25 protein-coding genes are annotated in these 21,919 nt (G+C 58.7%); 17 read left to right on the forward strand and 8 right to left on the reverse strand.

Annotated elements, in window-relative coordinates; genetic code table 11:
* Window positions 1–70: 70 nt before the first annotated feature.
* From hemE to POF45_RS18260, 14 genes are all read left to right on the forward strand, one after another.
* Complete coding sequence (hemE, locus tag POF45_RS18195; RefSeq protein ID WP_282316299.1) at window positions 71–1,138, forward strand: uroporphyrinogen decarboxylase; 1,068 nt, start codon at window positions 71–73, stop codon at window positions 1,136–1,138.
* 887 nt (window positions 1,139–2,025) lie between these two features.
* Entirely contained in the window at window positions 2,026–3,477 is a 1,452-nt protein-coding gene (gene gbpA, locus POF45_RS18200) for an N-acetylglucosamine-binding protein GbpA (RefSeq protein WP_489739892.1), read from the forward strand.
* 96 nt (window positions 3,478–3,573) lie between these two features.
* Window positions 3,574–4,089, forward strand: coding sequence for a cytochrome b (locus POF45_RS18205; RefSeq protein ID WP_259498567.1), 516 nt, complete (start codon window positions 3,574–3,576; stop codon window positions 4,087–4,089).
* Between the two features lie 112 nt (window positions 4,090–4,201).
* The gene (locus POF45_RS18210; protein WP_282316301.1) at window positions 4,202–4,693 is read left to right on the forward strand and encodes a type II secretion system protein N; all 492 of its coding nucleotides are present in this window, start codon (window positions 4,202–4,204) and stop codon (window positions 4,691–4,693) included.
* Between the two features lie 4 nt (window positions 4,694–4,697).
* Window positions 4,698–6,623, forward strand: a complete 1,926-nt coding sequence (gene gspD, locus POF45_RS18215; protein WP_431978607.1) for a type II secretion system secretin GspD — start codon at window positions 4,698–4,700, stop codon at window positions 6,621–6,623.
* Window positions 6,620–8,101: a type II secretion system ATPase GspE gene (gene gspE / locus POF45_RS18220; RefSeq protein WP_259498572.1), complete on the forward strand. Its 1,482-nt coding sequence runs from the start codon at window positions 6,620–6,622 to the stop codon at window positions 8,099–8,101. Before gspD ends, gspE begins: the two co-directional genes overlap by 4 nt.
* A gap of 2 nt (window positions 8,102–8,103) precedes the next feature.
* Window positions 8,104–9,315: a type II secretion system inner membrane protein GspF gene (gspF, locus tag POF45_RS18225; protein ID WP_282316303.1), complete on the forward strand. Its 1,212-nt coding sequence runs from the start codon at window positions 8,104–8,106 to the stop codon at window positions 9,313–9,315.
* 3 nt (window positions 9,316–9,318) lie between these two features.
* Window positions 9,319–9,768 (forward strand): type II secretion system major pseudopilin GspG, encoded by a 450-nt coding sequence (gene gspG / locus POF45_RS18230; RefSeq protein ID WP_259498576.1) that lies wholly within the window; start codon window positions 9,319–9,321, stop codon window positions 9,766–9,768.
* A gap of 2 nt (window positions 9,769–9,770) precedes the next feature.
* Entirely contained in the window at window positions 9,771–10,241 is a 471-nt protein-coding gene (gspH, locus tag POF45_RS18235; protein ID WP_282316307.1) for a type II secretion system minor pseudopilin GspH, read from the forward strand.
* A complete protein-coding gene (gspI, locus tag POF45_RS18240) occupies window positions 10,231–10,596 on the forward strand; it encodes a type II secretion system minor pseudopilin GspI (RefSeq protein WP_282316309.1) in 366 nt (121 codons plus the stop codon). Before gspH ends, gspI begins: the two co-directional genes overlap by 11 nt.
* Entirely contained in the window at window positions 10,589–11,149 is a 561-nt protein-coding gene (gspJ, locus tag POF45_RS18245) for a type II secretion system minor pseudopilin GspJ (protein WP_259498582.1), read from the forward strand. The genes gspI and gspJ overlap by 8 nt, the downstream gene beginning before the upstream one ends.
* Entirely contained in the window at window positions 11,146–12,015 is an 870-nt protein-coding gene (locus POF45_RS18250) for a type II secretion system minor pseudopilin (RefSeq protein WP_282316311.1), read from the forward strand. The genes gspJ and POF45_RS18250 overlap by 4 nt, the downstream gene beginning before the upstream one ends.
* A complete protein-coding gene (gspL, locus tag POF45_RS18255) occupies window positions 12,012–13,121 on the forward strand; it encodes a type II secretion system protein GspL (RefSeq protein WP_259498586.1) in 1,110 nt (369 codons plus the stop codon). The genes POF45_RS18250 and gspL overlap by 4 nt, the downstream gene beginning before the upstream one ends.
* Window positions 13,121–13,591, forward strand: a complete 471-nt coding sequence (locus POF45_RS18260; RefSeq protein ID WP_282316314.1) for a type II secretion system protein M — start codon at window positions 13,121–13,123, stop codon at window positions 13,589–13,591. Before gspL ends, POF45_RS18260 begins: the two co-directional genes overlap by 1 nt.
* A gap of 3 nt (window positions 13,592–13,594) precedes the next feature.
* Here POF45_RS18260 and POF45_RS18265 read toward each other — a convergent pair whose 3' ends face one another.
* A complete protein-coding gene (locus tag POF45_RS18265; protein WP_431978630.1) occupies window positions 13,595–14,824 on the reverse strand; it encodes an MFS transporter in 1,230 nt (409 codons plus the stop codon).
* A gap of 167 nt (window positions 14,825–14,991) precedes the next feature.
* Here POF45_RS18265 and POF45_RS18270 point away from each other — a divergent pair, with 167 nt between their 5' ends.
* Entirely contained in the window at window positions 14,992–15,894 is a 903-nt protein-coding gene (locus POF45_RS18270) for a LysR family transcriptional regulator (RefSeq protein WP_259498590.1), read from the forward strand.
* Between the two features lie 148 nt (window positions 15,895–16,042).
* On the opposite strand, the gene POF45_RS18275 is transcribed toward POF45_RS18270, so the two are convergent.
* Window positions 16,043–16,480: an excinuclease gene (locus POF45_RS18275; RefSeq protein ID WP_282316317.1), complete on the reverse strand. Its 438-nt coding sequence runs from the start codon at window positions 16,478–16,480 to the stop codon at window positions 16,043–16,045.
* Window positions 16,481–16,704: 224 nt separating this feature from the next.
* Between POF45_RS18275 and POF45_RS18280 the strand changes: the two genes are divergently transcribed.
* Window positions 16,705–16,938: a type II toxin-antitoxin system PemK/MazF family toxin gene (locus POF45_RS18280; protein ID WP_282316318.1), complete on the forward strand. Its 234-nt coding sequence runs from the start codon at window positions 16,705–16,707 to the stop codon at window positions 16,936–16,938.
* 268 nt (window positions 16,939–17,206) lie between these two features.
* Here POF45_RS18280 and POF45_RS18285 read toward each other — a convergent pair whose 3' ends face one another.
* The 3 genes from POF45_RS18285 to POF45_RS18295 are packed head-to-tail and all read right to left on the reverse strand — an operon-like array spanning window position 17,207 to window position 19,195.
* Complete coding sequence (locus POF45_RS18285; protein WP_282316319.1) at window positions 17,207–17,512, reverse strand: (2Fe-2S) ferredoxin domain-containing protein; 306 nt, start codon at window positions 17,510–17,512, stop codon at window positions 17,207–17,209.
* Between the two features lie 16 nt (window positions 17,513–17,528).
* Window positions 17,529–18,425: a DMT family transporter gene (locus tag POF45_RS18290; RefSeq protein WP_282316321.1), complete on the reverse strand. Its 897-nt coding sequence runs from the start codon at window positions 18,423–18,425 to the stop codon at window positions 17,529–17,531.
* The gene (locus tag POF45_RS18295) at window positions 18,425–19,195 is read right to left on the reverse strand and encodes an iron-containing redox enzyme family protein (RefSeq protein WP_282316322.1); all 771 of its coding nucleotides are present in this window, start codon (window positions 19,193–19,195) and stop codon (window positions 18,425–18,427) included. The genes POF45_RS18290 and POF45_RS18295 overlap by 1 nt, the downstream gene beginning before the upstream one ends.
* A gap of 132 nt (window positions 19,196–19,327) precedes the next feature.
* Here POF45_RS18295 and POF45_RS18300 point away from each other — a divergent pair, with 132 nt between their 5' ends.
* A complete protein-coding gene (locus POF45_RS18300) occupies window positions 19,328–20,251 on the forward strand; it encodes a LysR family transcriptional regulator (RefSeq protein ID WP_282316323.1) in 924 nt (307 codons plus the stop codon).
* A 1-nt stretch (window position 20,252) separates the two neighbouring features.
* On the opposite strand, the gene POF45_RS18305 is transcribed toward POF45_RS18300, so the two are convergent.
* The 3 genes from POF45_RS18305 to POF45_RS18315 all read right to left on the reverse strand — a co-directional run bounded on the left by POF45_RS18305 (window position 20,253) and on the right by POF45_RS18315 (window position 21,517).
* Complete coding sequence (locus tag POF45_RS18305) at window positions 20,253–20,696, reverse strand: excinuclease (protein WP_282316324.1); 444 nt, start codon at window positions 20,694–20,696, stop codon at window positions 20,253–20,255.
* A 160-nt stretch (window positions 20,697–20,856) separates the two neighbouring features.
* A complete protein-coding gene (locus POF45_RS18310; protein WP_282316326.1) occupies window positions 20,857–21,111 on the reverse strand; it encodes a hypothetical protein in 255 nt (84 codons plus the stop codon).
* 34 nt (window positions 21,112–21,145) lie between these two features.
* Window positions 21,146–21,517 (reverse strand): DUF6124 family protein, encoded by a 372-nt coding sequence (locus POF45_RS18315; RefSeq protein WP_282316327.1) that lies wholly within the window; start codon window positions 21,515–21,517, stop codon window positions 21,146–21,148.
* Window positions 21,518–21,919 lie beyond the last annotated feature (402 nt).

The following is a 21,919-nucleotide window of genomic DNA, read 5'->3' on the forward strand; positions in this document are numbered from 1 at the left end:
GTGCGGCGCTTGCCGTGCCTTTTGCGTCGCGCTCTGAGAAAATGCCCGCACTTTTTTTGCGGATGCCGACATGACTGCCCTCAAGAACGACCGTTTCCTTCGTGCCCTGCTCAAGCAACCCGTGGACGTCACCCCCGTGTGGATGATGCGTCAGGCCGGTCGCTACCTGCCTGAATACCGCGCCAGCCGCGCCAAGGCCGGCGACTTCATGAGCCTGTGCATGAACCCGGAGTTCGCTTGCGAAGTCACCATGCAGCCCCTCGACCGCTATCCACAACTGGACGCGGCGATCCTCTTCTCCGACATCCTGACCATCCCCGATGCGATGGGCCAGGGCCTGTACTTCGAAACCGGCGAAGGTCCGCGCTTCAAGAAAGTCGTCAGCACGATGGCCGATATCGAAGCCCTGCCGATTCCTGATCCGCACAAAGACCTGGGCTACGTAATGGACGCGGTCAGCACCATTCGCCGCGAACTGAACGGCCGTGTGCCGCTGATCGGCTTCTCCGGCAGCCCATGGACCCTGGCTACCTACATGGTCGAAGGCGGCTCGTCGAAAGACTTCCGCAAGACCAAGGCCATGCTCTACGACAACCCGCAAGCCATGCACCTGCTGCTCGATAAACTGGCGCAGTCGGTCACCAGCTACCTCAACGGCCAGATCATGGCCGGTGCGCAAGCGGTGCAGATCTTCGACACCTGGGGCGGCAATCTTTCGGCGGCGGCGTATCAGGAATTCTCGCTGGCCTACATGCGCAAAATCGTCAGCGGCCTGATCCGCGAACACGAAGGCCGCAAAGTGCCGGTGATCCTGTTCACCAAGAACGGCGGCCTGTGGCTGGAAAGCATCGCCGACGTCGGCGCTGATGCGTTGGGCCTGGACTGGACCTGTGACATCGGCGAAGCCCGTAAGCGCGTCGGCAACAAAGTCGCCCTGCAAGGCAACATGGACCCGACCGTGCTGTACGCCAAGCCGGAAGCGATTCGCACCGAAGTCGGGCGCATCCTCGCCAGCTACGGCAAGGGCAGCGGTCACGTGTTCAACCTCGGCCATGGAATCACCCCGGAAGTCGATCCGGAACACGCAGGTGCGTTCCTGCGCGCGGTGCATGAGTTGTCGGCGCAGTATCACGAGTAACTGACACGCTCGTCGCGGTTGCCCTGCTCTCGACTCGGACAGGGCACCCCGGCCATGTTGTTGCACGCACGATTCAACGCCTTTTTTCTTCGTCCTGACCAAGCGTCTATGGCTCGGGGGGCTGTCTTTAAAGCCTCCCGTGATGTGGCGTATGCCTCAAAAATGAACTAAGGGTAACTTTTTAGTTGGGGCTATATTCGCGCTTGATGTGGAGTGTTTAGAGTAATAATTCAAATTTGAAAAGTGTAAGAATTTTGTTGGGTATTGTGGTAGTGGCCGTTTGAATTGCTACAATTCCTATTGTTTTACTCAACTAATTAAAGAATCTGAAATATTTAACAAGATGTTTCGATGGCTGAAGTATTAGTTGTCAGGCATGGCTTTTGTTTTGGTGGTAAATCACCCTGTTTGGCCTGCATATCGACGAATTTCCTATGCATTCGTCTGTGTTTAATATCATACGGCTACTACTCAGTAGTGGAACTTGGAAAGTAATTTTTTTACGCTAGTTCATATTTATTGATATATCTTCCGACCCCTGTCTCCTGGGTCAAGTAGCATCGCTGTTATCGGCTGGTCTAGTGCCGCGCCCGTATTTCGGGTGCGCGGGCTCCTTTGCCAAAGTTTTAGTTGAGGCAGATTCGGTCTGGCATCAAACGCATGAGAAGCATTTGTATCGCCTATTGGAAACAGCAAGGCGGATGTTGTGTTTGATGCGTTGCCGTACCGACACAGTCTCAATCGCTAGATTGACTAAGTAGTATCAGATGGCCAGTAACACGATGGTTGGCGCCTGCTCTAGAGATGGAACTTGAGTACCAAAAAAATAAACATCGTAAGTGTGTAAAGGGAAACTAAAAATGAGAAAAAGTATTTCATCAGCGGGAATGTTGGCGGGGTGTGCATCCTCGTTGGGTCTGTTGGCCACACTGTTGGCTTCACAACAAGTAGCCGCTCACGGTTACATCACCGATCCACCCGAGCGTGCATATGATTGCCGACTGGGCCTTAATACCAATTGCGGTGGCGCACAATACGAACCGCACAGTGTGGGTGAGGGGCCTAAAGGTTTCCCGGCTGCGGGCCCGGCCGATGGCAAGATCCCCAGCGCCGGTAACAGCTCGTTCTCCGAGATGGACATTCAGACAGCCACCCGCTGGCATCTGAATGAAATCAAGAACCGCACCATCGAGTTTGCCTGGTTCTATACCGCAGCCCATAAGACCACTCGTTGGGAATACTTCATCACCAAAACCGGCTGGAACCCGAATCAGCCGCTCACGCGCGCGTCGTTCGATGCCACGCCGTTCTGCACCGTGCAGGCCAACGGTGGTGTGCCGATTGACGGCGCCGCCGGTGGCAGTGGTCCCGGGAAAGAGAAACACAAGTGCACCATCCCTGCTGATCGCACCGGGCACCACGTCATTCTTGGCGTGTGGACGGTCGATGACACAGCCTCCGCCTTCCACAAAGTCATTGACGTGAACATCACGGCCGACGGCGGTCCGGGACCTGTTGATGGCTGGAACGATGTGGGCAACATCACGCCGACCAGAACCCTGCACATCGGCGACAAGGTCAATGCCCGTGCATTTGTAGGCGGTGCGGAGAGCCCTGAATACAGCGTCGGGATCACGGTCGAGTCGACTGAAGAAGGCTTGCCACAGAACTGGTCGTACAAACTGGCGCAAAAGGTCAACGCGACCCAGAAGCTGATACGTGCCGGCGTGCGTGATGCTGAAAACAATATCGAGCCGGTCAAGGGTCCAAATGGGCTGTACGCCAAGATTGAAAGTGGCGTGACCAGCTATCAGTTGCAAACGGAGATGGTGGGCGATCCCGACGCTTACCTGCACTTCCATAACATCGCCACCGAGTATGTGTTGGACAAAGGCAAGGCGAATGTCGACTTCACGGTCATGACCAACCGCGAACTGACGGTTGAAGCCACGGTGGTGGATGCGGCCAACAAACAAGTCGGTTATTCAAAACAACTGGTCAACGCCACAACCGCGCCAATCAGCGTCCAGGTGACCAGCTCGCCAGGTGCGCACCAGGTGCTGCTGGTAGGCAGCAGCAAGGATGGCCGGATCAATCTGCAAGACACCAAGCACATTGAAATGACCGGTGAAGCGGGCGGCGGCGATCATGACTTTGAATTCCCTAACGGGATCGCCGGTTACAAGGCCGGCACCAAAGTGCTGCAGCCAAAGAACGGCAAAGTGTATGAGTGCAAACCATTCCCGTATGAGGGCTGGTGCAAGACTTACAACCCGACGGCCAATCAGTACGAGCCAGGCATTGGCTCCAACTGGCAGGACGCCTGGATTGCCCGGTAATCCCCTGTAGTTTGACGCCGGGCAGCCTTCGGGCCGTCCGGCGTCTTCAGCTGGATTCAAGGCGTTTGGTTGGCGTATGGATCGGAAAGTAAAAATATGAACAAGAAAGCAGGTTATTCAAGACCGCAAGTTCTGCTGCACTGGTTATCGGCATTGATCATCGTCTGGGCTCTGGCGAGCGGGTTCTATGTGGCCTTGGGTGATGTCTCGGCGGCGACAAAGAACTGGATTGGCTTCATCAATGTTTCAGTGACCACGCTGTACATCCCCTTTTTCATGGCCAGACTTTATTTTCTGTTTGCCCATGGTCGGCCATTACCCCCGGGCCATGGCGTACTGACCGGTCGTTTGGCGAGCGCCATGCACCTGGCCTTGTACGTTGTGGTAGCGGTGGTGTTGATCACCGGCATTTTAATGATGGACCGCCCGATCAATATTTTCGATGTCGTGTTCATCGTGCAGCCACCGATTCGTCCCCAGTGGGCCGCATCATTTCAGGTCGTCCATGTGCAGGCCTGCGTGGTGCTGAGTGTTTTGGTGGCGTTGCATGTTGCGGCGGTGATCAAGCATGAGGTTTCAGGGGAACGGATCATCAAGCGGATGTCGCTATGAATCAGGGCTGCCCGCGTTGGTTTTACCTGCCCCGTTTGTGTGAGTTGGACCGCATTTGAAGTTTTCATTGATAACGAACTCCAGGCGGCTACCCGCGCTTCTCGGATCAGCATTGCTGCTTCTACCGCTGGGCTATGGCTGTGTATTGCTCTGGCAGGAACGGGCCTGGCGCGACACGCTTCCCGTGCTGGAAAACCTGCCGCCTGCGCAGGCCTCCGCAAACAACGAGCGAGCGTCATTCAACCCAGACGCGATTGCTTCGCTGCTGGGGCTGGTGGCGCGGGAGTCATTGGCCCGTAGCACCGAGGCCCTGGTGCTGCGAGCCAGTTTTGTTTCCAGTGCCGGCGACTCGCGTGCCCTGTTGGCTGGCACGGAAGGCGAACGCACCTACAGGCTCGGCGACACTTTGCCCGGCGGCAGTGTGTTACGCCGCATCGAAGTGGCGCAAGTGGTGTTCTGGCGCAATGGCCGCGAAGAAGTGTTGCCCATCGAAATGTCGGCCAGGCGCTCGTTGTTGCCCCTCGAAAGCGGTTCGCGCGCTGTGCCTGACACCAGCGCCACCCTCTACCTCCAACCCACCACCGACAGTGGCCAAAGTGATTGATCGCATGACTATGCTTCCCCGGTTTTCTTCGCGCCGCGTCTTGCGGTCGCTGGCGTTTGCGCCGTTGTTGTTTCAAGGCGTTGTACTGGCCGAAGCGCCACAATGGCAGTTATCCATGAAGGATGCAGAGCTGCGTGATGTGGTGCAGGAAATGTCTTCGATCCTGGGCTCCACGGTGATTCTTGATCCGCGTGTTCAGGGTCGGATCACCGTGCTCTCCAAACAGCCATTGGACCGTGAAGGCGTTCGGCGGCTGTTCTACTCGGTGCTCGATGCCCACGGGTTTGCCGCTGTCGATCAAGGTGATCGCTTGCTGATTATTCCGGCAGGCGAAGCCAAGGCGCGGGCTGGAACCGACAGAGGCAACGCCGCGTCGGCGAATGAATTCGTGACTCAGGTCCTGGAGCTGAACGCCAGTGTCGCCGCCGATCTGGCCGGTTTGATCCGCCCTCTGGTGTCAGCCAATGGCTACATCGGACCCTCGGCTTCGGCCAATGCGCTGATCGTCACCGACACGGCCGGCAATGTCCGCCGGATCAGCGAAATCGTGCGACAACTGGACTCCGGCGCCAAAAACGCCCACGCCGTCGTTGAGCTGCGCTATGGCCTGGCGGCTGAAATTGCCAAGGTGATGGAGCAGTCCCTCGGCAAACAGAATCTGGAGTCAGGCAGTCAGGTGATTGCCGACGCACGCAGCAATCGCCTGGTGATTCTGGGGACCCAGGTCGCACGCCAGCGCCTGATCGAAATGGCGCGGGCGCTCGATACGCCGGCCAACGCCCAGGCCGACAACTCCAAGGTTATTCGCCTGCGCCACAGCGACGCCAAGCAGTTGGCCGAGATGCTTGATTCCATGAGTCAGGGACTCAAACCGGTGGGCGGTTCAGGCAGCAGCAAAGACCTGACGTCCGCCACGCAAGTGGTGGTCAAGGCCGATGAGAGCCAGAACGCGCTGGTGGTGATTGCTGAGCCTGCGCAGGTGCGCACCATCGAGAATATCGTCCGCCAGCTCGACCAGCCACGGGCTCAGGTGTTGATCCACGCTGCCATCGTGGAAATCTCCGGCGACATCAACGAGGCCCTCGGCGTGCAATGGGGCGTTAACGGTGGTGATGTCAAAGGCGGAATCACCTTTCCGGGCGCCGGCAGCACCATTGCCGGGCTCCTCGGCTCGGAAGGCAATCTCAAGTTGCCGGAGGGTGCTGCGCTGAAAATTGGCAGTGATCGTTTCAGCGTTCTGGTCACGGCGTTGGCCAGCAATGCCCGTAACAACTTGCTGTCGACACCGAGCCTTTTGACCCTGGACAACCAGCAGGCAGAAATCCTGGTGGGGCAGAACGTCCCGTTCAAGACTGGTTCCTACACCACCTCCAGCAGTGGTTCGGATAACCCCTTCACCACGGTCGAGCGCAAGGATGTGGGCATCAGCCTGAAGATCAAGCCACACATCAACGAAGGCTCGACGCTGAGGCTGGAAGTCGAACAGGAAAACTCCGAAATCGCCCCTACGGTCAGCGGCTTGACCACCGACGACCTGATCACCAACAAGCGCTCGCTCAAGAGCACCATCCTGGCCGACGACGGCGAGATCATCGTGATCGGTGGCTTGATCAAGGACAGTGTGCGCACGGTGGAAAGCAGCGTTCCGTTCCTGGGTCGCATACCGCTGATTGGCGGGTTGTTCCGCTCCAGCAAGGACACCCACACCAAGACCAACCTGATGGTGTTCCTGCGTCCGACCATCGTGCGCAGCAAGCAGAACCTGGCCGAGATCACCGAGGATCGCTACAACGACTTGCGTCATTTGAGCAAACCGGGCGCACGGCAGAACAACTCGTTGCTGCTGCCCCGAGACCCGCATCAATTGTTTGAAGGCTCGAACGATAATCAGCTGATCGACCTGCGCAAAGACCGGGTGCGTGCGCCATGAATCAGGCGGCGGAGCCTTGCATCAGATTGCCCTTCGGATTCGCCCGCCGCTTTGGGGTGTTGCTCGAAGGCGAGGGTGAGCATTTGCGTGTGCTGTTTCGCGACGATACGCCGCTGACGGCACTGGCTGAAGTGCGGCGTTTGTGCACCAAAGATCTGCCGTGGCAACGGCTCGACAAACAGGCCTTCGCGGTGCGTCTGGCGGCGTGTTATCGCGCGGGGCAAAGTGCTGCCGAGCAAGTGGCCCAAGGGCTGGACGATGAACTCGACCTGGTCAGCCTGGCCGACCAGGTGCCGCAGACCGCCGATTTGCTGGAGCAGGAAGGCGATGCGCCGATCATTCGCCTGATCAACGCGTTGCTCAGCGAAGCGGTTCGGGAAAAGGCCTCTGACGTGCACCTGGAAACGTTCGAGCAATACCTGTCGGTGCGCATGCGAGTCGACGGTCAGTTGCGCGAGGTGCTGCGCCCCAAGCGTGAGCTGGCGAATCTGCTGGTATCGCGGATCAAGGTCATGGCCAGGCTGGATATCGCCGAGAAGCGCATCCCGCAGGATGGTCGCATCGCCTTGCGCCTGGCCGGTCATGAGGTGGATGTGCGGGTCTCGACCCTGCCTTCAGCCCATGGCGAGCGAGTGGTGTTGCGTTTGCTCGACAAGCAGGCCGGGCGTCTCGACCTGCTGCGTCTGGGCATGCCGGTCGAGACATTGGCGCGTTTTCAGCAAGTGCTCGGCAAACCCCATGGGATCTTTCTGGTCACCGGCCCCACGGGCTCCGGCAAGACCACCAGCCTGTACGCCGCGCTGACCCATCTCAACGATCAGACGCGCAACATCCTGACCGTCGAAGACCCGATCGAATATCACCTGCCGGGCATCGGCCAGACGCCGGTCAACCCCAAGGTCGACATGACGTTTGCCCGGGGCTTGCGGGCGATTTTGCGTCAGGACCCGGACGTGGTGATGGTGGGCGAGATCCGTGACCGGGAAACCGCCGAGATTGCCGTGCAAGCGTCCCTGACCGGTCACCTGGTGCTGTCGACCTTGCACACCAACAGCGCAGTGGGCGCCGTGACCCGGCTGCTCGACATGGAAGTCGACGCGTATCTGCTGGCGTCTTCGCTGGTCGGCGTGCTGGCCCAGCGCTTGTTGCGCACCCTGTGCAACGAATGCAAATCACCCTACGTGGCAGATGCAGCCCAGAGCCTGAGGCTCGGGCTGGCGGCGGATGCGGCGCCACGTCTTTATCGGGCCAATGGCTGCGAGCACTGCCAGCAGGGGTATCGGGGGCGTATCGGGATCTATGAACTGATCACGGTCAACCCGGCGTTCTCGGCCTTGATCCATCGCGGCGCCAGCGAGCCTGAGTTACAGCGCGAAGCGCGCAACAGCTCCCCGAGCCTGTTCCAGGACGGACAGCGGCGCGTTCTCGATGGCAGCACCAGTCTCGATGAACTGTTGCGCGTGACCCAGGAGGACTGAACATGCCGGCATTCGATTATCAGGCTCAGGACCGCAACGGTCGCAAGGTCCGAGGTTCGCAAGAGGCCGAAAGCCCGAAGCAGGCCCGACAGTTATTGCGCGAACGCGGCCTGCTGCCCACCCACTTGCAAGCCGCCAAGGGTGCAAAAAATTCGACCAATCGGTTCACCAGCAGTGCGCGTTTGAGTGCCAGCGAACTGGCCTTGGTGACGCGTCAATTGTCGACCCTGATTCAGGCATCGCTGCCGCTGGAAGAAGCGCTGCAAGCAGTGGCCGCGCAGAGCGAGCAGCGTCGGGTCAGCAGCCTTTTGCTGTCGGTGCGCAGCCGTGTACTTGAAGGCTATCCGTTGGCGTCGGCACTGGGCGGATTTCCCCGGGTGTTTCCCGAGTTGTACCGCGCCACGGTCGCGGCGGGCGAACGCTCTGGCCATCTCGACCAGGTGCTTGAGCAGTTGGCCGATTACACCGAAGCCCGTCAACTCTCACGCCAGCGCATCCAGTTGGCACTGGTCTATCCCATGATCCTGATGTTCGCCTCGCTGGCGATTGTCGGTTTGTTGCTGGCCTACGTGGTGCCGGACGTGGTGAAGATCTTTATCGACAGTGGCCAGCCATTACCGATGCTGACCCTCGGCCTGATCGCCCTGAGCGATGGCTTGCGCGGTTATGGCCTGTGGTTGTTCTTGCTGATTTTCGCGGTGGTCGCTGGCATCCGTGCCGCGCTGCGTCAGCCCGCCATGCGCCTGCGCTGGCATGCGCTGTTACTGCGTGCGCCCCTGCTCGGCGGGGTGTTGCGCGCCACCGAAGCGGCACGCTTTGCCAGCACGCTGGCGATCCTCGGCAAGAGCGCCGTGCCGCTGGTGGACGCGCTGGAAATCGCTGCTGCCGTGATCGCCAACCAGACCGTCCGTGCCCGCATGAGCGATGTCGCCCGTTCCGTACGTGAGGGCGGCACGCTTGCCCGTGCCCTGGAGCGCAGCGGTGATATCCCGCCAATGATGCTGCACATGATCGCCAGCGGCGAGCGTGCCGGTGAACTGGACAGCATGTTGGCGCGTGCCGCCGAACAGCAGGAAAAAACCCTGGCGGCACGGATCGCGCTGGCGGTGAGTCTGTTTGAACCTTTCATGCTGGTGGTCATGGGCGGCGTCGTATTGCTGATCGTCCTGGCCATCCTGATGCCGATTCTGAGTCTTAATCAACTGGTGAACTGAACCATGAAACCTGCCTTGCATAACTCCGCCCGCACCCAGCGCGGCTTTACCCTGATCGAAATCATGGTGGTCGTGGTGATCATCGGCATCCTGGGCGCAATCGTCGTGCCGCAGTTCATGAGCCGACCCGATCAAGCCAAGGTCACGGCCGCCAGGACCGATATCCAGGCCATCGCCACGGCACTGGAAATGTACCGGCTCGACAACCACAACTACCCCTCGACCCAGCAAGGTCTGGAAGCCCTGAGCAAACGTCCGGTCGGTACGCCAACGGCGAAAAACTGGAGCCCTCAGGGCTACCTGAAAAAACTCCCGGTCGACCCGTGGGGCACGCCTTATCAGTACCTCAGCCCAGGCGTAAAGGCGCCGGGGTATGACCTCTATTCATTCGGCTCCGACGGCGTCGAAGGTGGGGAAGGGCACGCGGCCGAAATCGGTAATTGGGACAACTGAACATGAAACGCAACGTCCGGGGTTTCACCCTGCTGGAGATGCTGGTGGTGATCGTGGTGATCAGTGTGGTGATCGGCATGGTCACCCTGGTGGCCGGCGAAAACCCGGCGCGTCAGGCACGCCAGCAAGCCCTCGCCGTTGCCCAGTTGTTGCAGGCCTCAAGGGAAAGCGCGGTGCTGGAGGGCCGCGAGTACGGCATGCGGCTGGATCGCGACAGCTATCAGATGCTGCGCCTTGAGCGCTCCCGCTGGCAGCCACTCGGCGCGCCCTATCGCTTGCCCGAAGGGCTGTTCATGACACTTGAACAGGAAGGACGCCCATTGAGCCTGAGCGATCAGCCAGGGCAGCCACAGATTATGGTGCTCAGCAGCGATGAACTCAGCCCCTTTGCCTTGAGTTTCGCGAGCAAGACCCAGCGTTGGTTGAGTGTTTCCAGTGATGGTCTGGGCGAGCCGGTCATCGATGAAAACTGAGCGCGGATTTACCTTGCTGGAGGTGATGATCGCCCTCGCGATCTTCGCGACCCTGGCCGCCGCCGTACTGTCCGCCAGCCAATATGTCCTCAAGCAGGGCGCTGGCCTGGAAGAGCGGCTATTTGCTTCATGGCTGGCGGATAACCAGTTGAGCGAACTGAGTCTGCAGCACAACCCGTCGATTGGCCGGCAACAGTTCGTCGTCGCATTCGCCCAACGGGACTGGGCGCTGAGCCAGGTCATTCGAACGGCAGAGGATCCGCGTCTGCTTGAGGTCGAGATCAGCGTACGGCCCGTGGGCAGTGATCAGATCGTGAATCAGAGCCAGCGCTGGTTGCAGGCCCGGGATGAATAGACAGTCTGGTTTCACCTTGATCGAGTTACTGATCGCCATGGCCATTTTCGTGGTGCTGGGGCTGGCATGCTGGCGCCTGTTCGACGGTGTCGCCAATGCCGAGCGCAGCAGCGTGGCCCATCAACAGGCCTTGCGCAGCCTGATGCGCGCCGTGGCGGTAATTGAGCGTGATGTGCTGCAGGTGATGGAGCGACAACCCGGACGGACGATTCTGCTCGAAGACGGCTTGCTGAATTTTGAACGAGGCAACTGGCGTAACCCGCTGGATCAGCCGCGCAGCGAGTTGCAGGAAGTCAGCTACACCCTCGAACGCGAGACGCTGTGGCGCTACAGCCGTGCAGCCGGACAAACAGTGATGCAACGCCAGAAGCTGCTCGATGGCGTGACCCAGGTGCGTTGGCGTCTGTTCGACGAAAAGCGTGGTTGGCGCGCTGATTGGCCCCTTGATACGGGTAAGCCGATGGCCGCTCCGCAGGCCCTGGAACTGCAATTCTCGCTGCAACGCTTTGGCCAGATTCGCCGCGTCTTTGTCCTGCCGCAGGCGGTGCGATGAAAGGCCGTCAGCAAGGGGTGGCGTTGATCACGGTACTGCTGGTGATGAGCCTGGCACTGTTGCTGGTCGGCAGTTTGTTGCGCAGTCATCGTCTGGCGGTGCAGAGCAGCGCGCAGCAACTGCATCAGGTGCAACTGCGTCAGTTGGGCCTGAGCGGTGAAACGCTGGCGCGACAGTATTTGCAGAACCCGCAGTGGCGCGAGTCCAAAAGCATTCACCTGGGACAAGAGTGGGGCCAGCGGCGCGGGGCTTTCGACATCGATGGCGGGCGGGTGCAGATTCGCATCGAAGACCTCGCCGGACGTTTCAATCTCAATCAATTGCTCAAGGCCGGCCAGGTCGACCAGATCACCTTGGGGCGCTGGGCGCGGCTGCTCCAGACGCTGAACCTCAAGGCCCCGGACCTGACCTCGTTGCGCCCACCCGACGGTCCGGGGGGGTTGGCCGACGTGTCCCGGTTGCGGCTGCTTCCAGGCGTCGATGCGCAATGGCTGGCGCGCATAAAACCCTGGATTGCCTTGCTCCCCAAGGATGCCACGCTGAACGTCAACACCGCCTCGACCACCGTGCTCGCAGCCCTGGAAGGCATGACCCCCGCCAGTGCCCAGGCGTTGGTGGCGCAGCGTCCTGAGCAAGGCTTTTCCAGCGTTCAGGCGTTCACCCAGGCGCCCGCCATCGAAGGGCTGGGGGTGGTCAGCCAAGGGCTGGGACTGAGCAGTCGCTGGTTTCGCGTCACCGTGGATGTCGAGTTGGGTCAGCGCCGTCTGCGACTGGTCAGCGATTTTGAACGCACCCTGAATAATGGCCGGCTACGACTGCTGCAACGAAGTTTCGTAGCCCCGACTGAAAGTGAAACTGCCCCATGAAAACCTGGCTTTACCTGACCGCTGAAGGCTTGCCTCAGCCGTCGTCCGACTGGCCGTGCTGTTTTTGGCGCAACGATGAAGTGCCGCAGGTCATGCCATTGGCGCAAGCCGCCACGCAACTGGCCGGGCGCAACGTCGTGCTGATTCTGCCGATGGAGGCTTGCAGTTGGTGGCTCACGGACAAATGGCCGACCCGCCGTCGGCCCACCGCCCAGGCGCTGGCGTATGCGATTGAAGATCAACTGGCCCAGGAACTGGACAGCGTGCACGTTGCCGCTGGACGCGTTGACGCTGCACAACGTTACCCGATGCTGGTGATCGAGCGGCAACGGCTGGATGCGTTATTGCATCTGTTGACCTCCCTGGGTATCGAGCCGGCAAGCCTGCATGTCGATGCCGATTTGTTGCCCCACGATCAGCCCTGTGGCGCCTGGTGGTTCGGGCGCTGGATCGTCGGTGGCGCGCTGCAAGCTCGCCTGGCGCTGACCGATGAGGCCCGTGAAACATTGAGCGACAGCCTTGCTGCGCCGCTGCAATGGCTGAACGAGCCCTCCACGCCGTTGACGGCACTCGGCAACGTATTGAGCAAAAACGCCCGGCAGGCGATTGACCTGCGCCAGGGTGAGTATTGTCAGGTGCAGCGACGCTGGCCGTGGCGGCTCGTGGGCACAGCGCTGATCATGACGTTCTTGGTGGCATGGGGTTTTACCCAGGCGCGTAGCCACTTTCTTGAGCAAGAAGCCGGACGTCTTTATGCCCATAGCCTCGAGCGTTTCAAGGCCATGTACCCGGAGCAAACCCGCATCGTTGACCTTGCTGCACAACTGCGCGCCTTGCAGTCCGGCGCTGGCGTAAGTGACGCCACCCGCTTGGCACGTTTGCGCAGCCTCGCCGAGCAGGTTATCGGTGGCAGCAGTGTCGAGGTGCAACGCATCGAGTACCGCGCCGGGGAGGGCTGGAAAGTGCAACTGACGGCCAACAGTTTCGCCGAGCTTGAGCAACTGCGTGAACGCGGCAGGCAGAGCCAGTTGCCGATAAAACTCGGCAGCGCCAGCAAAGACCAGAATCGCGTTCGCGCGGTGTTGACCCTGGAGGAGCCGTCGTGATGAAGCCTTATCTGAAAGTACCGCCGATCCTGCTGGAAAAATGGCAGCAGCTGCCCAAACGGGATCGGCAGATGCTGATCATGCTCGGCATTTTCCTGGTCGGCGTGCTGCTGTTCAGCGGGCTCTGGCAACCGGCGCAACAACGTCTGGCTGCCGCTGAACGCCTTTATCAGCAACGCTTGGGGCTGGCGATGGAGGTGCAGCGTGCACTGCCTACCCGCCAGCACTCGGTGGTGCCCACACCGCTCTCCAGCCGCCTCAGCGACAGCGCACTCGCACAGGGACTGGACCTGCAGCAGTTCGAGGTCGATGACAGCGTCTTGCGCATCACCCTGCGGGGCAATGCGCTGACGTTGTTGAAGTGGTTGGAGAATATCGAGCGCGAAGGAGCTGTGTTTGAATCCTTGAACCTTGAGAAGAGCGACCGGTTGTTGGAGGCGCGATTGGTGGTGCGAGCCGGTCAGTCCTGACGGTCAGGCCGGCGCATTGCCAGGCAGGGTTGGCAACTTCGCCAGTTTCAACGCCACCACCAGCGCCACCACCAGCAAACCGCCAATGAACAGACCGATCCCGTTCCAGCCGCCCATGTGCCAGAACACCCCGCCCGCCGTACCGGCAATGCTCGACCCGGCGTAATAGCTGAACAGATACAGCGACGACGCCTGGCCCTTGGCCTTGAGTGCCCGACGGCCGATCCAGCTACTGGCCACCGAGTGCGCGCCGAAGAAACCGAAGGTGAAGATCAGCATGCCGATGATCACCAGAGGCAGCGGCGTGAACATCGTCAAGGCAAGGCCTGCGAGCATCAGCACGATGGTCGCCCACAGCACTTTGCGGCGGCCCAGTTTGTCGGCCAGCGAGCCGATTTTCGCCGAGCTGTAGATGCCCGACAGGTACACCACCGACAGCAAGCCGACGAAGGCCTGCTCCATGTTGTAGGGCGCAGCCAGCAGGCGATAACCGATATAGTTGAACAGGGTGACGAACGCGCCCATCAGCACAAAGGCTTCGATGAACAGCAACGGCAGGCCGGCGTCGCGAAAGTGCATGGTGAAGCCGTCCAGCAGGCTGCGCGGATGCAGCGAACGGGCGCGGAAGTTGCGCGATTCCGGCAGGATTTTCCAGAACACCGTCGCTGCGATCAGCGCCAGGCCGCCGATCACCAGCATCGCTGTGTGCCAGCTGACGAAGTCGATCAACACGCCGGTAATCAGGCGCCCGCTCATCCCGCCAATCGCGTTGCCGCCGATGTACAACCCCATCGCCAGGCCGATGTGCTGCGGGTGAATCTCTTCGCTCAGGTAGGTCATGGCCACCGCCGCCAGGCCGCTCAGCGACAAACCGATCAGCGCCCGCATGATCAACACGCCTTCCCAGCTCGGCATCATCGCACTGGCCATGGTGCACAGGGCCGCCGCGAACAACGCAGTCACCATCACCGGTTTGCGCCCGACACGATCCGAGATCGGGCCGGTGATCAGCAGACCGATGGCGAGCATGCCCGTGGCCACCGACAGGATCAGGCTGCTCTGGGCCGCATTGATCGAATACTCGTGGGACAGCAGCGGCATCATCGGCTGCACGCAGTACAGCAGGGCGAAGGTCGCAAAGCCGCCGGAGAACAGCGCCAGCACCGTGCGCATGAACATGGGGGTGCCTTTTTCGATGTAGATTTCCCTGAGTTCGGAAACGACATCGTCCAGCGCAGCAGGCGGAACTTCATGGGCAAGCGGGGCAACAGCAGTCTTCACTTCGGACCTCGGAGGGGCGCAGCCGGTCAGGCAATGAAAAAATCATATAGCTGGCTAATGTTTCTATCCAATATATTGTTCGACCTGTTTGATAGGTTTAACGACCTAATGGAGTTTTCATGGAATTGCGCCACCTGCGCTACTTCATCGCCGTCGCCGAAGAACTGCATTTTGGCCGCGCCGCCCAGGTACTGGGCATCTCGCAACCGCCGCTGAGCCAGCAGATTCAGGCGCTGGAAGCAGAGGTCGGCGCACGGTTGTTCGAGCGTACCAATCGTCGGGTCGAGCTGAGTGAGGCCGGTCGGTTGTTCCTGCAAGAGGCACGGCTGGTGCTGGCTCAGGTCGATAAAGCGGCGGATGTCGCCCGTCGTGCGCAACTCGGTGAGCTGGGTGAACTCAAGATCGGCTTCACCTCGTCGGCACCGTTCAACTCGACCATCCCCCAGGCAATTTTTTCCTTTCGCCAGCGCTTTCCGGCAGTGCACCTGAACCTGCGGGAAATGAGCAGCACGCAAGTGGCCGATGCGCTGGTGGATGAATCGATTGAAGTCGGCATCATGCGACCGCTGGGCTTGCCGGATTCGCTGAGCGTGGTGGAGCTGATGCGCGAACCGCTGGTGGCGGTACTCAGCTCCAAACACCCGCTGGTCAATGGCAGCGAAGAGGGCCTGTTTCTGTCGGCCCTTGCCCTCGAACCGTTCGTGTTTTTCCCACGCAGTTATGGCAGCGGTCTGTATGCGCAACTGCTCAGCCTGGCCCGCGATGCCGGTTTCAGCCCGCACTTCGCGCAAGAGGCCGGCGAGGCGATGACCATCATCGGGCTGGTGGCGGCGGGGCTGGGCGTGTCGGTGCTGCCGGCGTCTTATCAGCGGATGAGGATCGATGGCGTGGTGTATCGGCCATTGCTCGATCCGGAAGCGGTGTCGGCGGTGTGGCTGGTGCAGCGCAAGGACCAGAAGTCGCCGATGGCCAAGGCGTTTGTGGAGTTGTTGACCCGTAAAGTTGAACCGTTAAAAGCGTGACAACTTCGTTGTCATTCGCGAGCAGGCTCGCTCCCACAGTGGCTCTGTGTTGTGAACACTTTTTATGCAGCACAGCAGGTCCCCTGTGGGAGCGGGCTTGCTCGCGAATGCCCCCGCCAAAGCCCCAAAAATCCCCCCCGCGAAATGCCTACGGCACCCGCACCAGATCCCCCCGCAACGCCACCCGCGCCGCATAAATCCCCGCCCGACACTCATAAGTATTCAGATCCCGGCGCACATGCTGGTCGTAATAACTGACGATATTGATCACCGCATTCGCCCCAACCCGCTTGGCATCGGCCTGCAACTTGATCAGGTTCGATTGCAGCACCCACTCGCAGGCATCGCGATCGCTCTTGTTGGACGCGTTGGTCCTGAGATCACTGATCACGTTGTAACGCAGCACCTGCGCATTCGCGGTCGGGCCGTTGCCGGCCAGGTAAAACTTCACACTGCCATCCAGCCGCCCGGCGCGGATCGCGTCGGACAGAACGGTTTCGAATGGCATGTACATCAGGTTGGTCGCCTGGGCGGCGCTGGGCATCAGGCTGAAGGCGAATACGGCGAACAGGGCTTTCACTTGCATGGGTCGGCTCCTTGACGTGAAAGAGAACCGTGAGTGTTCAGCGACCGGAACTCGCCGTTCAGGCAGGCTGCGTGCATTGAGTCTGTTTGAGCGAGTGTAGATGCTGGATTGGGCCGGTGCTTTTGACCTATAGAGCGGATGGCGAGGCATTTCAGGTAATGGATCTGCTTTAGTGATTTACCTGATTCTTGCGCAGAATCGATTTTTTTCGATGAGTGCCACGGATGCCACTTCAATATCAGCCCAAGGAAGGCAGCGTTCTGATTTGCGACTTCAGGGGCTATGAAGTCCCCGAGATGATCAAGGTCAGACCCGTTGTTGTGATATGTAAACATAGGACCAATAGTTTACTGGTGACAGTCGTACCGCTGAGTACCACGGCGCCTGACTGCATACTTGCTCACCCTCTGAGGCTCGCGAGTCAGGTAAAGGGCGATGACAAGCCGACCTGTTTGTGAAGGGGCGCCGAAAGGCGCCCTTTGTTGTTTCTGGCATTCACCAAATTCACATTCATGGTGGAGAGTTTGCAGTGCAATATTCTGCTGGGCATTTACCTTGTAATCAGACTGGGCGAGTTGGCAGTGAATTCGACTCTGACTATCCCCCGGTTCTCCTGTAGTAGAGGGCGAAGCCTGCGTTCTTTTTGATCTTGCTTGTCGGAGGAACTGAGCCGCAAAAGATCAAAAGAACGCCAGGGTCCGAGCCAGGCACTACTCAGTGGCACAATTACTGATCTGGATGGACGAGGTGTTGATCGAGAATGCGTTCAACTTGTTGTGGGGTCTTGCACGAAAACCATAGATTAGCTGGGTATATCACCATGATTGGGCCGTGGTCGCAGCGGCCGAGGCAACCCGAGGCGTTGGCGCGCGATGTCCCCGATACACCCATTCTGGCGAGCTTGCGTTTTGCTGCACTGAGCAGTTCATGAGCACCAGAGCCTGAGCAACTACGACGACCATCGGGGCGTAAGTTGGTGCAAATCAGCACATGGTGTTTGTAAGCAAGGGTTGGATTTTCTGCGTCATTCATGGGTGATCACAACCTCTCAAACTTTGTCGGCAGGAACCGCGACTTTTGATGGTTCCAAACTGAGGGCGAGTACGCTCGTCAGTACAATGACTGTTCCTGCAATGACCATGGCCGAAGGGCGTTCACTCAGAACCAGCGAGGCCATCAACATGGCTGTGGGCGGTATCAGGTAAAGCGAAATGGAGGCGCGACTCACATTGCTCTGTGCCAGTACATATGCCCAAGCGAGGTACGCAAGTGCGCTGGGGAAGATGCCCAGAATGAGCACCGCAAGATTGACCGAAGTTGAGGCATTTTTCGCTTCGCTCCACAGGCCCGGCACATAAACAAGCAGCAGAGCTGTGCCCGACCAAATGGTGTAACACACCATGGTAAGCCCGTCGTAGCGATGGGAATGGCGTTTTTGTAGCGCGAAATAAAGACTCCATGACAATGCCGCGAGCAGAATCAGCAGCCCGTGCGCGTTCAGCTCACCAAAACCACGGTCCCCGGTCACGACCACGGCGGCGCCGAGCAGCCCGCATAGAACACAGATCCATTGCCAGCCATTGACCCGGTCCTTAAGTGCGAAATGTGCCAATAACGTGCTGAACAATGGTGTGGACTGTGCCAGTACGCTGGCGGCCCCAGCGCTGACGCCTCGTTGGCCGTAGTTGAGGGCAATGTGATGCAGGCTGACGGCAAAGAGTCCCAGCACCGCCAGCAGCGGCAGGTCTTTCAGGCGGGGCAGGGAAATACGCATCACCAATGCAACTCCGGCCATGAACGTTGAGGCGATGAGAAATCTCAACAGTGCGAGATGTCCAGGCTCGTAAGCCTTTAGCCCAATGTGGATACCAATGGGAGAGTAGGCCCAGCATACGATTACAAAAAACGCTGCCAAAGCGATTTTCCCGCTGGGCCTTGTATTCATCAAATCGTCGCCTTGGATGCAACACGATTTTGCATGCTGGGCATGGCCTGGGCTATGCCGTTCCAGTACTGCTCGGTTATGAAAAGGAAGCGGTTGAATGAAGTGCTGACGTCCTCGATGTGCTGATCGGTGGTGCATTCATGAGTGGCAGCTTTCACGGCCTGAATCTTGTGTTCCTTTTCCGCATCCCCGATGTGGATGTAGAAATACTCGCAGTGCTCGTGGAAATCGTCGTTATTGGTATAGAGGTGCTTATAGTTGCGCGCCCCTTCGTACAAACGGGTAAGCATCGAATAGGCCAGCCATTCCTGAGCCAGCAACGTGCCGAGAACATGACGCGGATTGTTGTTGTGGCTACCATCGGTATAGAGATCCAGTTGTTCGCGACTAAATGTGTGGGTACTTTCCAGTACAGGCAAAGCCATGAGTTCGTCCATGCTGTACGGCCTATCAGCTAGACGGCTGAGAAGGTCGATCAGAAAACTTTCCAGCAGGGTGAGGTGAGCCTTTTCCGGATTACCGTATCCCATCTCGGAGTACAGGTTTTTGACGATTTCGACCTGTGCGTACAAGTCGTCCGTGCCCATAAATGATAGAGCGACCATGCGAGAGGTCTGCGTGGTACGAGCCAAGTAGTTTCGAGCAAACACCTCAACATCGGCGAGGGGAAGTGAGCCGCCCATCCATCGTCGATAGAAGGTGTTATCCAAGGCTTTATGGGTAAATACACTTTCGGCGAGGGACTGGATTTTTCGCTCAACTAACTCCATAAAAACTCCTGCTTATCGAGGGATATGAAAGGGCGATGGCGTCACCGCAACGTGCGCCAGTTGAAGTATCAAAAACACGCAGCCTCACTACAAGTGACTTAAACTGAGTCATGCATTCACTCTGGGTGATCCATGGAATTGTCCCAACTGCGCATGTTCAAGACAGTCCACGACTTCGGCAGCATCGCGCGTGCCGCAGAGTTGCTGCACTGCGTGCCGTCCAATATCACCGCACGCCTCAAGTCCCTGGAACGGGAGCTAGGCACGGCGCTGTTTTTTCGCGACGGTCGAGGGTTGCGGATTACTCCTGCTGGAGAGGTATTTCTTGATTATGCGACAAAAATTCTGGGTCTCGCTGATGAGGCTCGGCGCGCTGTAGCGCCCACCAATACGCCTGCCGGTCCTCTGCGCATTGGCGCTATTGAGTCCAGTGCTACGGGAAGGCTGCCCCGGTTATTGGCCAAGTACCATGCGTTGTACCCGCAGGTGTCGCTGGAGTTGAGTACGGGCACTTGGGCTCAACTATTGGACGATACTCAGCATCATCGACTTGATGGAGTGATCGTGGCGGTGAACATTGAACGTCCGGGTCTCAAGCGTGCAGTGGTGTACCGGGAAGATTTAATTCTCATTGCGTCCGCGTCCCATAGGCCTATACGTAAAGCGGCGGATCTGCAAGACAAGGCAATTTTCATGTGGCCCCCAGGCTGTCCGTATCGCGTCGCGCTGGAACAGTGGCTTTTGCATCATGATCAAGTGTTGCCAATTGTTAGCATCGCAAGCTATGGCACGATAGTGGGTTGCGTGAGTGCCGGTGCCGGCGTCTCACTGGTGCCCCGCGGGATCTATGAGCAATACCGTCACAGTGCGGGATGGCAAGGATATGAATTTCCGGAGCTGACAAGTATTGACAACTTGTTTTATTGGCATGAAAACTCGGGTCGACACCCCGCTCGGGAGGCGTTTTTGGCGCTATTGCAGAGAGAGTTCGAAGGCCTGGCAGCGTTGGACGGTAATACCGACTCAACGCTTGGTCCTATAGAAGCCGTGTTTTGAATTACTGCACCTTCGCCAAATCCCCCTTCAACGCAACCCCGGCCATGATCGCCCCGGCGTGGCATTCATAGGTCTTCGGATCTTTGCGCTCATTGCTCTTGTAGAAGCTGACAATGTCGGTCACTGCATTGGCGCCAGCGCTCTTCGCGGCTTGATGCAGGGCGATGATTGCCGATTGTACGACCCACTCGCAGGCCACCTGGTCGGACTTGTTGAAGGCGTTGGTTTTCTTGTTGGTCACGGCACCGGGGCTGACGATGGTGACGTTGCCGGTCGGCTTGTTGCCCGCCAGGTAGAACTTGACGCTGCCATCGATTTTGCCGGTGGCGATGGCGGAGGCGACGGCCTGGTCGAAAGGCAGGTACACCGCCGTGTCACGGGCCTGACTGACGCCGGGCAAGGCGCAGATCAGCAGAGTGGCGGCAGCGAGTTTTTTGAAGTGCATCGGGGTCTCCTTGACCTGAGGTTTGAGTGATGGCCAGCGGCGAACACCAAGCGAAGTGTTGGCCCTGGCGAAGGCAAAATTATCGTTCATCACACATGAGCAGCGCATTCTGCCCGAACTCGTCGCGAAGCGGGTCGACCTCCGAGAGGTCGACCATTTATTACGCTGAAAGCTGCATCTCCAGTCTCCGTCCGACGACATCCAGCAAGTCGCAGCCATCGCGCAATGACGTGACCAGCACTCGCGCCAGCTCACTGTAAACACCCTCGCTAAACGCGAGACTCTCCAGCAGTTGAGTCGCCGTGCGGATGCGGTAGGCCGCCGTTTCGTGCAGTACGTCCAGCGGTGCTTCGGTGTCGATCAGCAACGACGCAATATTGCAGTCGATGCCGGTGACAGGCATATATCGATCCATGACAAAACTCCATGTGTTGAAAGAACGAGCCCGCTCAGCGGGCGCCACTGGTGGGCGTCTCAGACAACCCGCCGGGAGGGTCAAGATTGTCCAGTGCCCGGTTTACCAGCAATTCGGCCAGCACCGCCAACTGCTGGATCGCCAGTGCGACATTGCGATTGGAACTCTCGAGATCGCGGGCGAGGTCCGTGCTCATGACGTTGAGCGAGGCTAGCGTTTCACAGGCATGGGCGAGCAACGACAGCGTGTCGATGTTGGGGTGCAGCGTGAAAAAATGGCTGACGGGATCAGGCTGGCCTGGTTTGCGCAGACGGGCGCTGAGGTGTTCAGCAGCTTCGGATAGTTTGGAGGGATCGCTGTCTGGACCGTCTGGCGATTGCGGGGAGTTGGGGCTGGTCTTTTTCATATCGGAGCTCCGTGCAAGATTAGAGAAGTGCCGGTCCCACGCCATCAATCAGAATTGGTCGGCGGCAATGTGTGAGTTGACAGGCAAGTAGATTTATTACCAGAAAATTCAGATTTATTAATCAAATTATTTAACATCTATGTAATTAAATGATTCATGTTTAAGGCCTCAGAGGATGTTTTTAATTAACTTTCGCAATTTGTTGTAAGAGACATCCTAAAATGCAGTAGGTTTTGTCTGTCAGACTCAGGGAGCGAAAATCGGTAAAAAACATTGTTTGACGGCGGCTTTGGGTGTTTGCAATATGTGCGGTGCGATTGTCTGCGTATGCAGGCTCCGGACTTCATAACCAATCACCTCTATAGCCATTCAGTCAAAATGTCTGGTTTTTATAGCTACAGC

The organism is Pseudomonas fungipugnans (assembly GCF_029955235.1).
In the GTDB taxonomy this organism is placed as follows: Bacteria; Pseudomonadota; Gammaproteobacteria; order Pseudomonadales; family Pseudomonadaceae; genus Aquipseudomonas; species Aquipseudomonas fungipugnans.

Coding starts and splice junctions, on each gene's coding strand:
- hemE (WP_282316299.1), top strand. CDS start 71: ATGACTGCCCTCAAGAACGACCGTTTCCTTCGTGCCCTGCTCAAGCAA.
- gbpA (WP_489739892.1), top strand. CDS start 2,026: ATGTTGGCGGGGTGTGCATCCTCGTTGGGTCTGTTGGCCACACTGTTG.
- POF45_RS18205 (WP_259498567.1), top strand. CDS start 3,574: ATGAACAAGAAAGCAGGTTATTCAAGACCGCAAGTTCTGCTGCACTGG.
- gspD (WP_431978607.1), top strand. CDS start 4,698: ATGACTATGCTTCCCCGGTTTTCTTCGCGCCGCGTCTTGCGGTCGCTG.
- gspE (WP_259498572.1), top strand. CDS start 6,620: ATGAATCAGGCGGCGGAGCCTTGCATCAGATTGCCCTTCGGATTCGCC.
- gspF (WP_282316303.1), top strand. CDS start 8,104: ATGCCGGCATTCGATTATCAGGCTCAGGACCGCAACGGTCGCAAGGTC.
- gspG (WP_259498576.1), top strand. CDS start 9,319: ATGAAACCTGCCTTGCATAACTCCGCCCGCACCCAGCGCGGCTTTACC.
- gspH (WP_282316307.1), top strand. CDS start 9,771: ATGAAACGCAACGTCCGGGGTTTCACCCTGCTGGAGATGCTGGTGGTG.
- gspI (WP_282316309.1), top strand. CDS start 10,231: ATGAAAACTGAGCGCGGATTTACCTTGCTGGAGGTGATGATCGCCCTC.
- gspJ (WP_259498582.1), top strand. CDS start 10,589: ATGAATAGACAGTCTGGTTTCACCTTGATCGAGTTACTGATCGCCATG.
- POF45_RS18250 (WP_282316311.1), top strand. CDS start 11,146: ATGAAAGGCCGTCAGCAAGGGGTGGCGTTGATCACGGTACTGCTGGTG.
- gspL (WP_259498586.1), top strand. CDS start 12,012: ATGAAAACCTGGCTTTACCTGACCGCTGAAGGCTTGCCTCAGCCGTCG.
- POF45_RS18260 (WP_282316314.1), top strand. CDS start 13,121: ATGAAGCCTTATCTGAAAGTACCGCCGATCCTGCTGGAAAAATGGCAG.
- POF45_RS18270 (WP_259498590.1), top strand. CDS start 14,992: ATGGAATTGCGCCACCTGCGCTACTTCATCGCCGTCGCCGAAGAACTG.
- POF45_RS18275 (WP_282316317.1), bottom strand. CDS start 16,480: ATGCAAGTGAAAGCCCTGTTCGCCGTATTCGCCTTCAGCCTGATGCCC.
- POF45_RS18280 (WP_282316318.1), top strand. CDS start 16,705: ATGCCACTTCAATATCAGCCCAAGGAAGGCAGCGTTCTGATTTGCGAC.
- POF45_RS18285 (WP_282316319.1), bottom strand. CDS start 17,512: ATGAATGACGCAGAAAATCCAACCCTTGCTTACAAACACCATGTGCTG.
- POF45_RS18290 (WP_282316321.1), bottom strand. CDS start 18,425: ATGAATACAAGGCCCAGCGGGAAAATCGCTTTGGCAGCGTTTTTTGTA.
- POF45_RS18295 (WP_282316322.1), bottom strand. CDS start 19,195: ATGGAGTTAGTTGAGCGAAAAATCCAGTCCCTCGCCGAAAGTGTATTT.
- POF45_RS18300 (WP_282316323.1), top strand. CDS start 19,328: ATGGAATTGTCCCAACTGCGCATGTTCAAGACAGTCCACGACTTCGGC.
- POF45_RS18305 (WP_282316324.1), bottom strand. CDS start 20,696: ATGCACTTCAAAAAACTCGCTGCCGCCACTCTGCTGATCTGCGCCTTG.
- POF45_RS18310 (WP_282316326.1), bottom strand. CDS start 21,111: ATGGATCGATATATGCCTGTCACCGGCATCGACTGCAATATTGCGTCG.
- POF45_RS18315 (WP_282316327.1), bottom strand. CDS start 21,517: ATGAAAAAGACCAGCCCCAACTCCCCGCAATCGCCAGACGGTCCAGAC.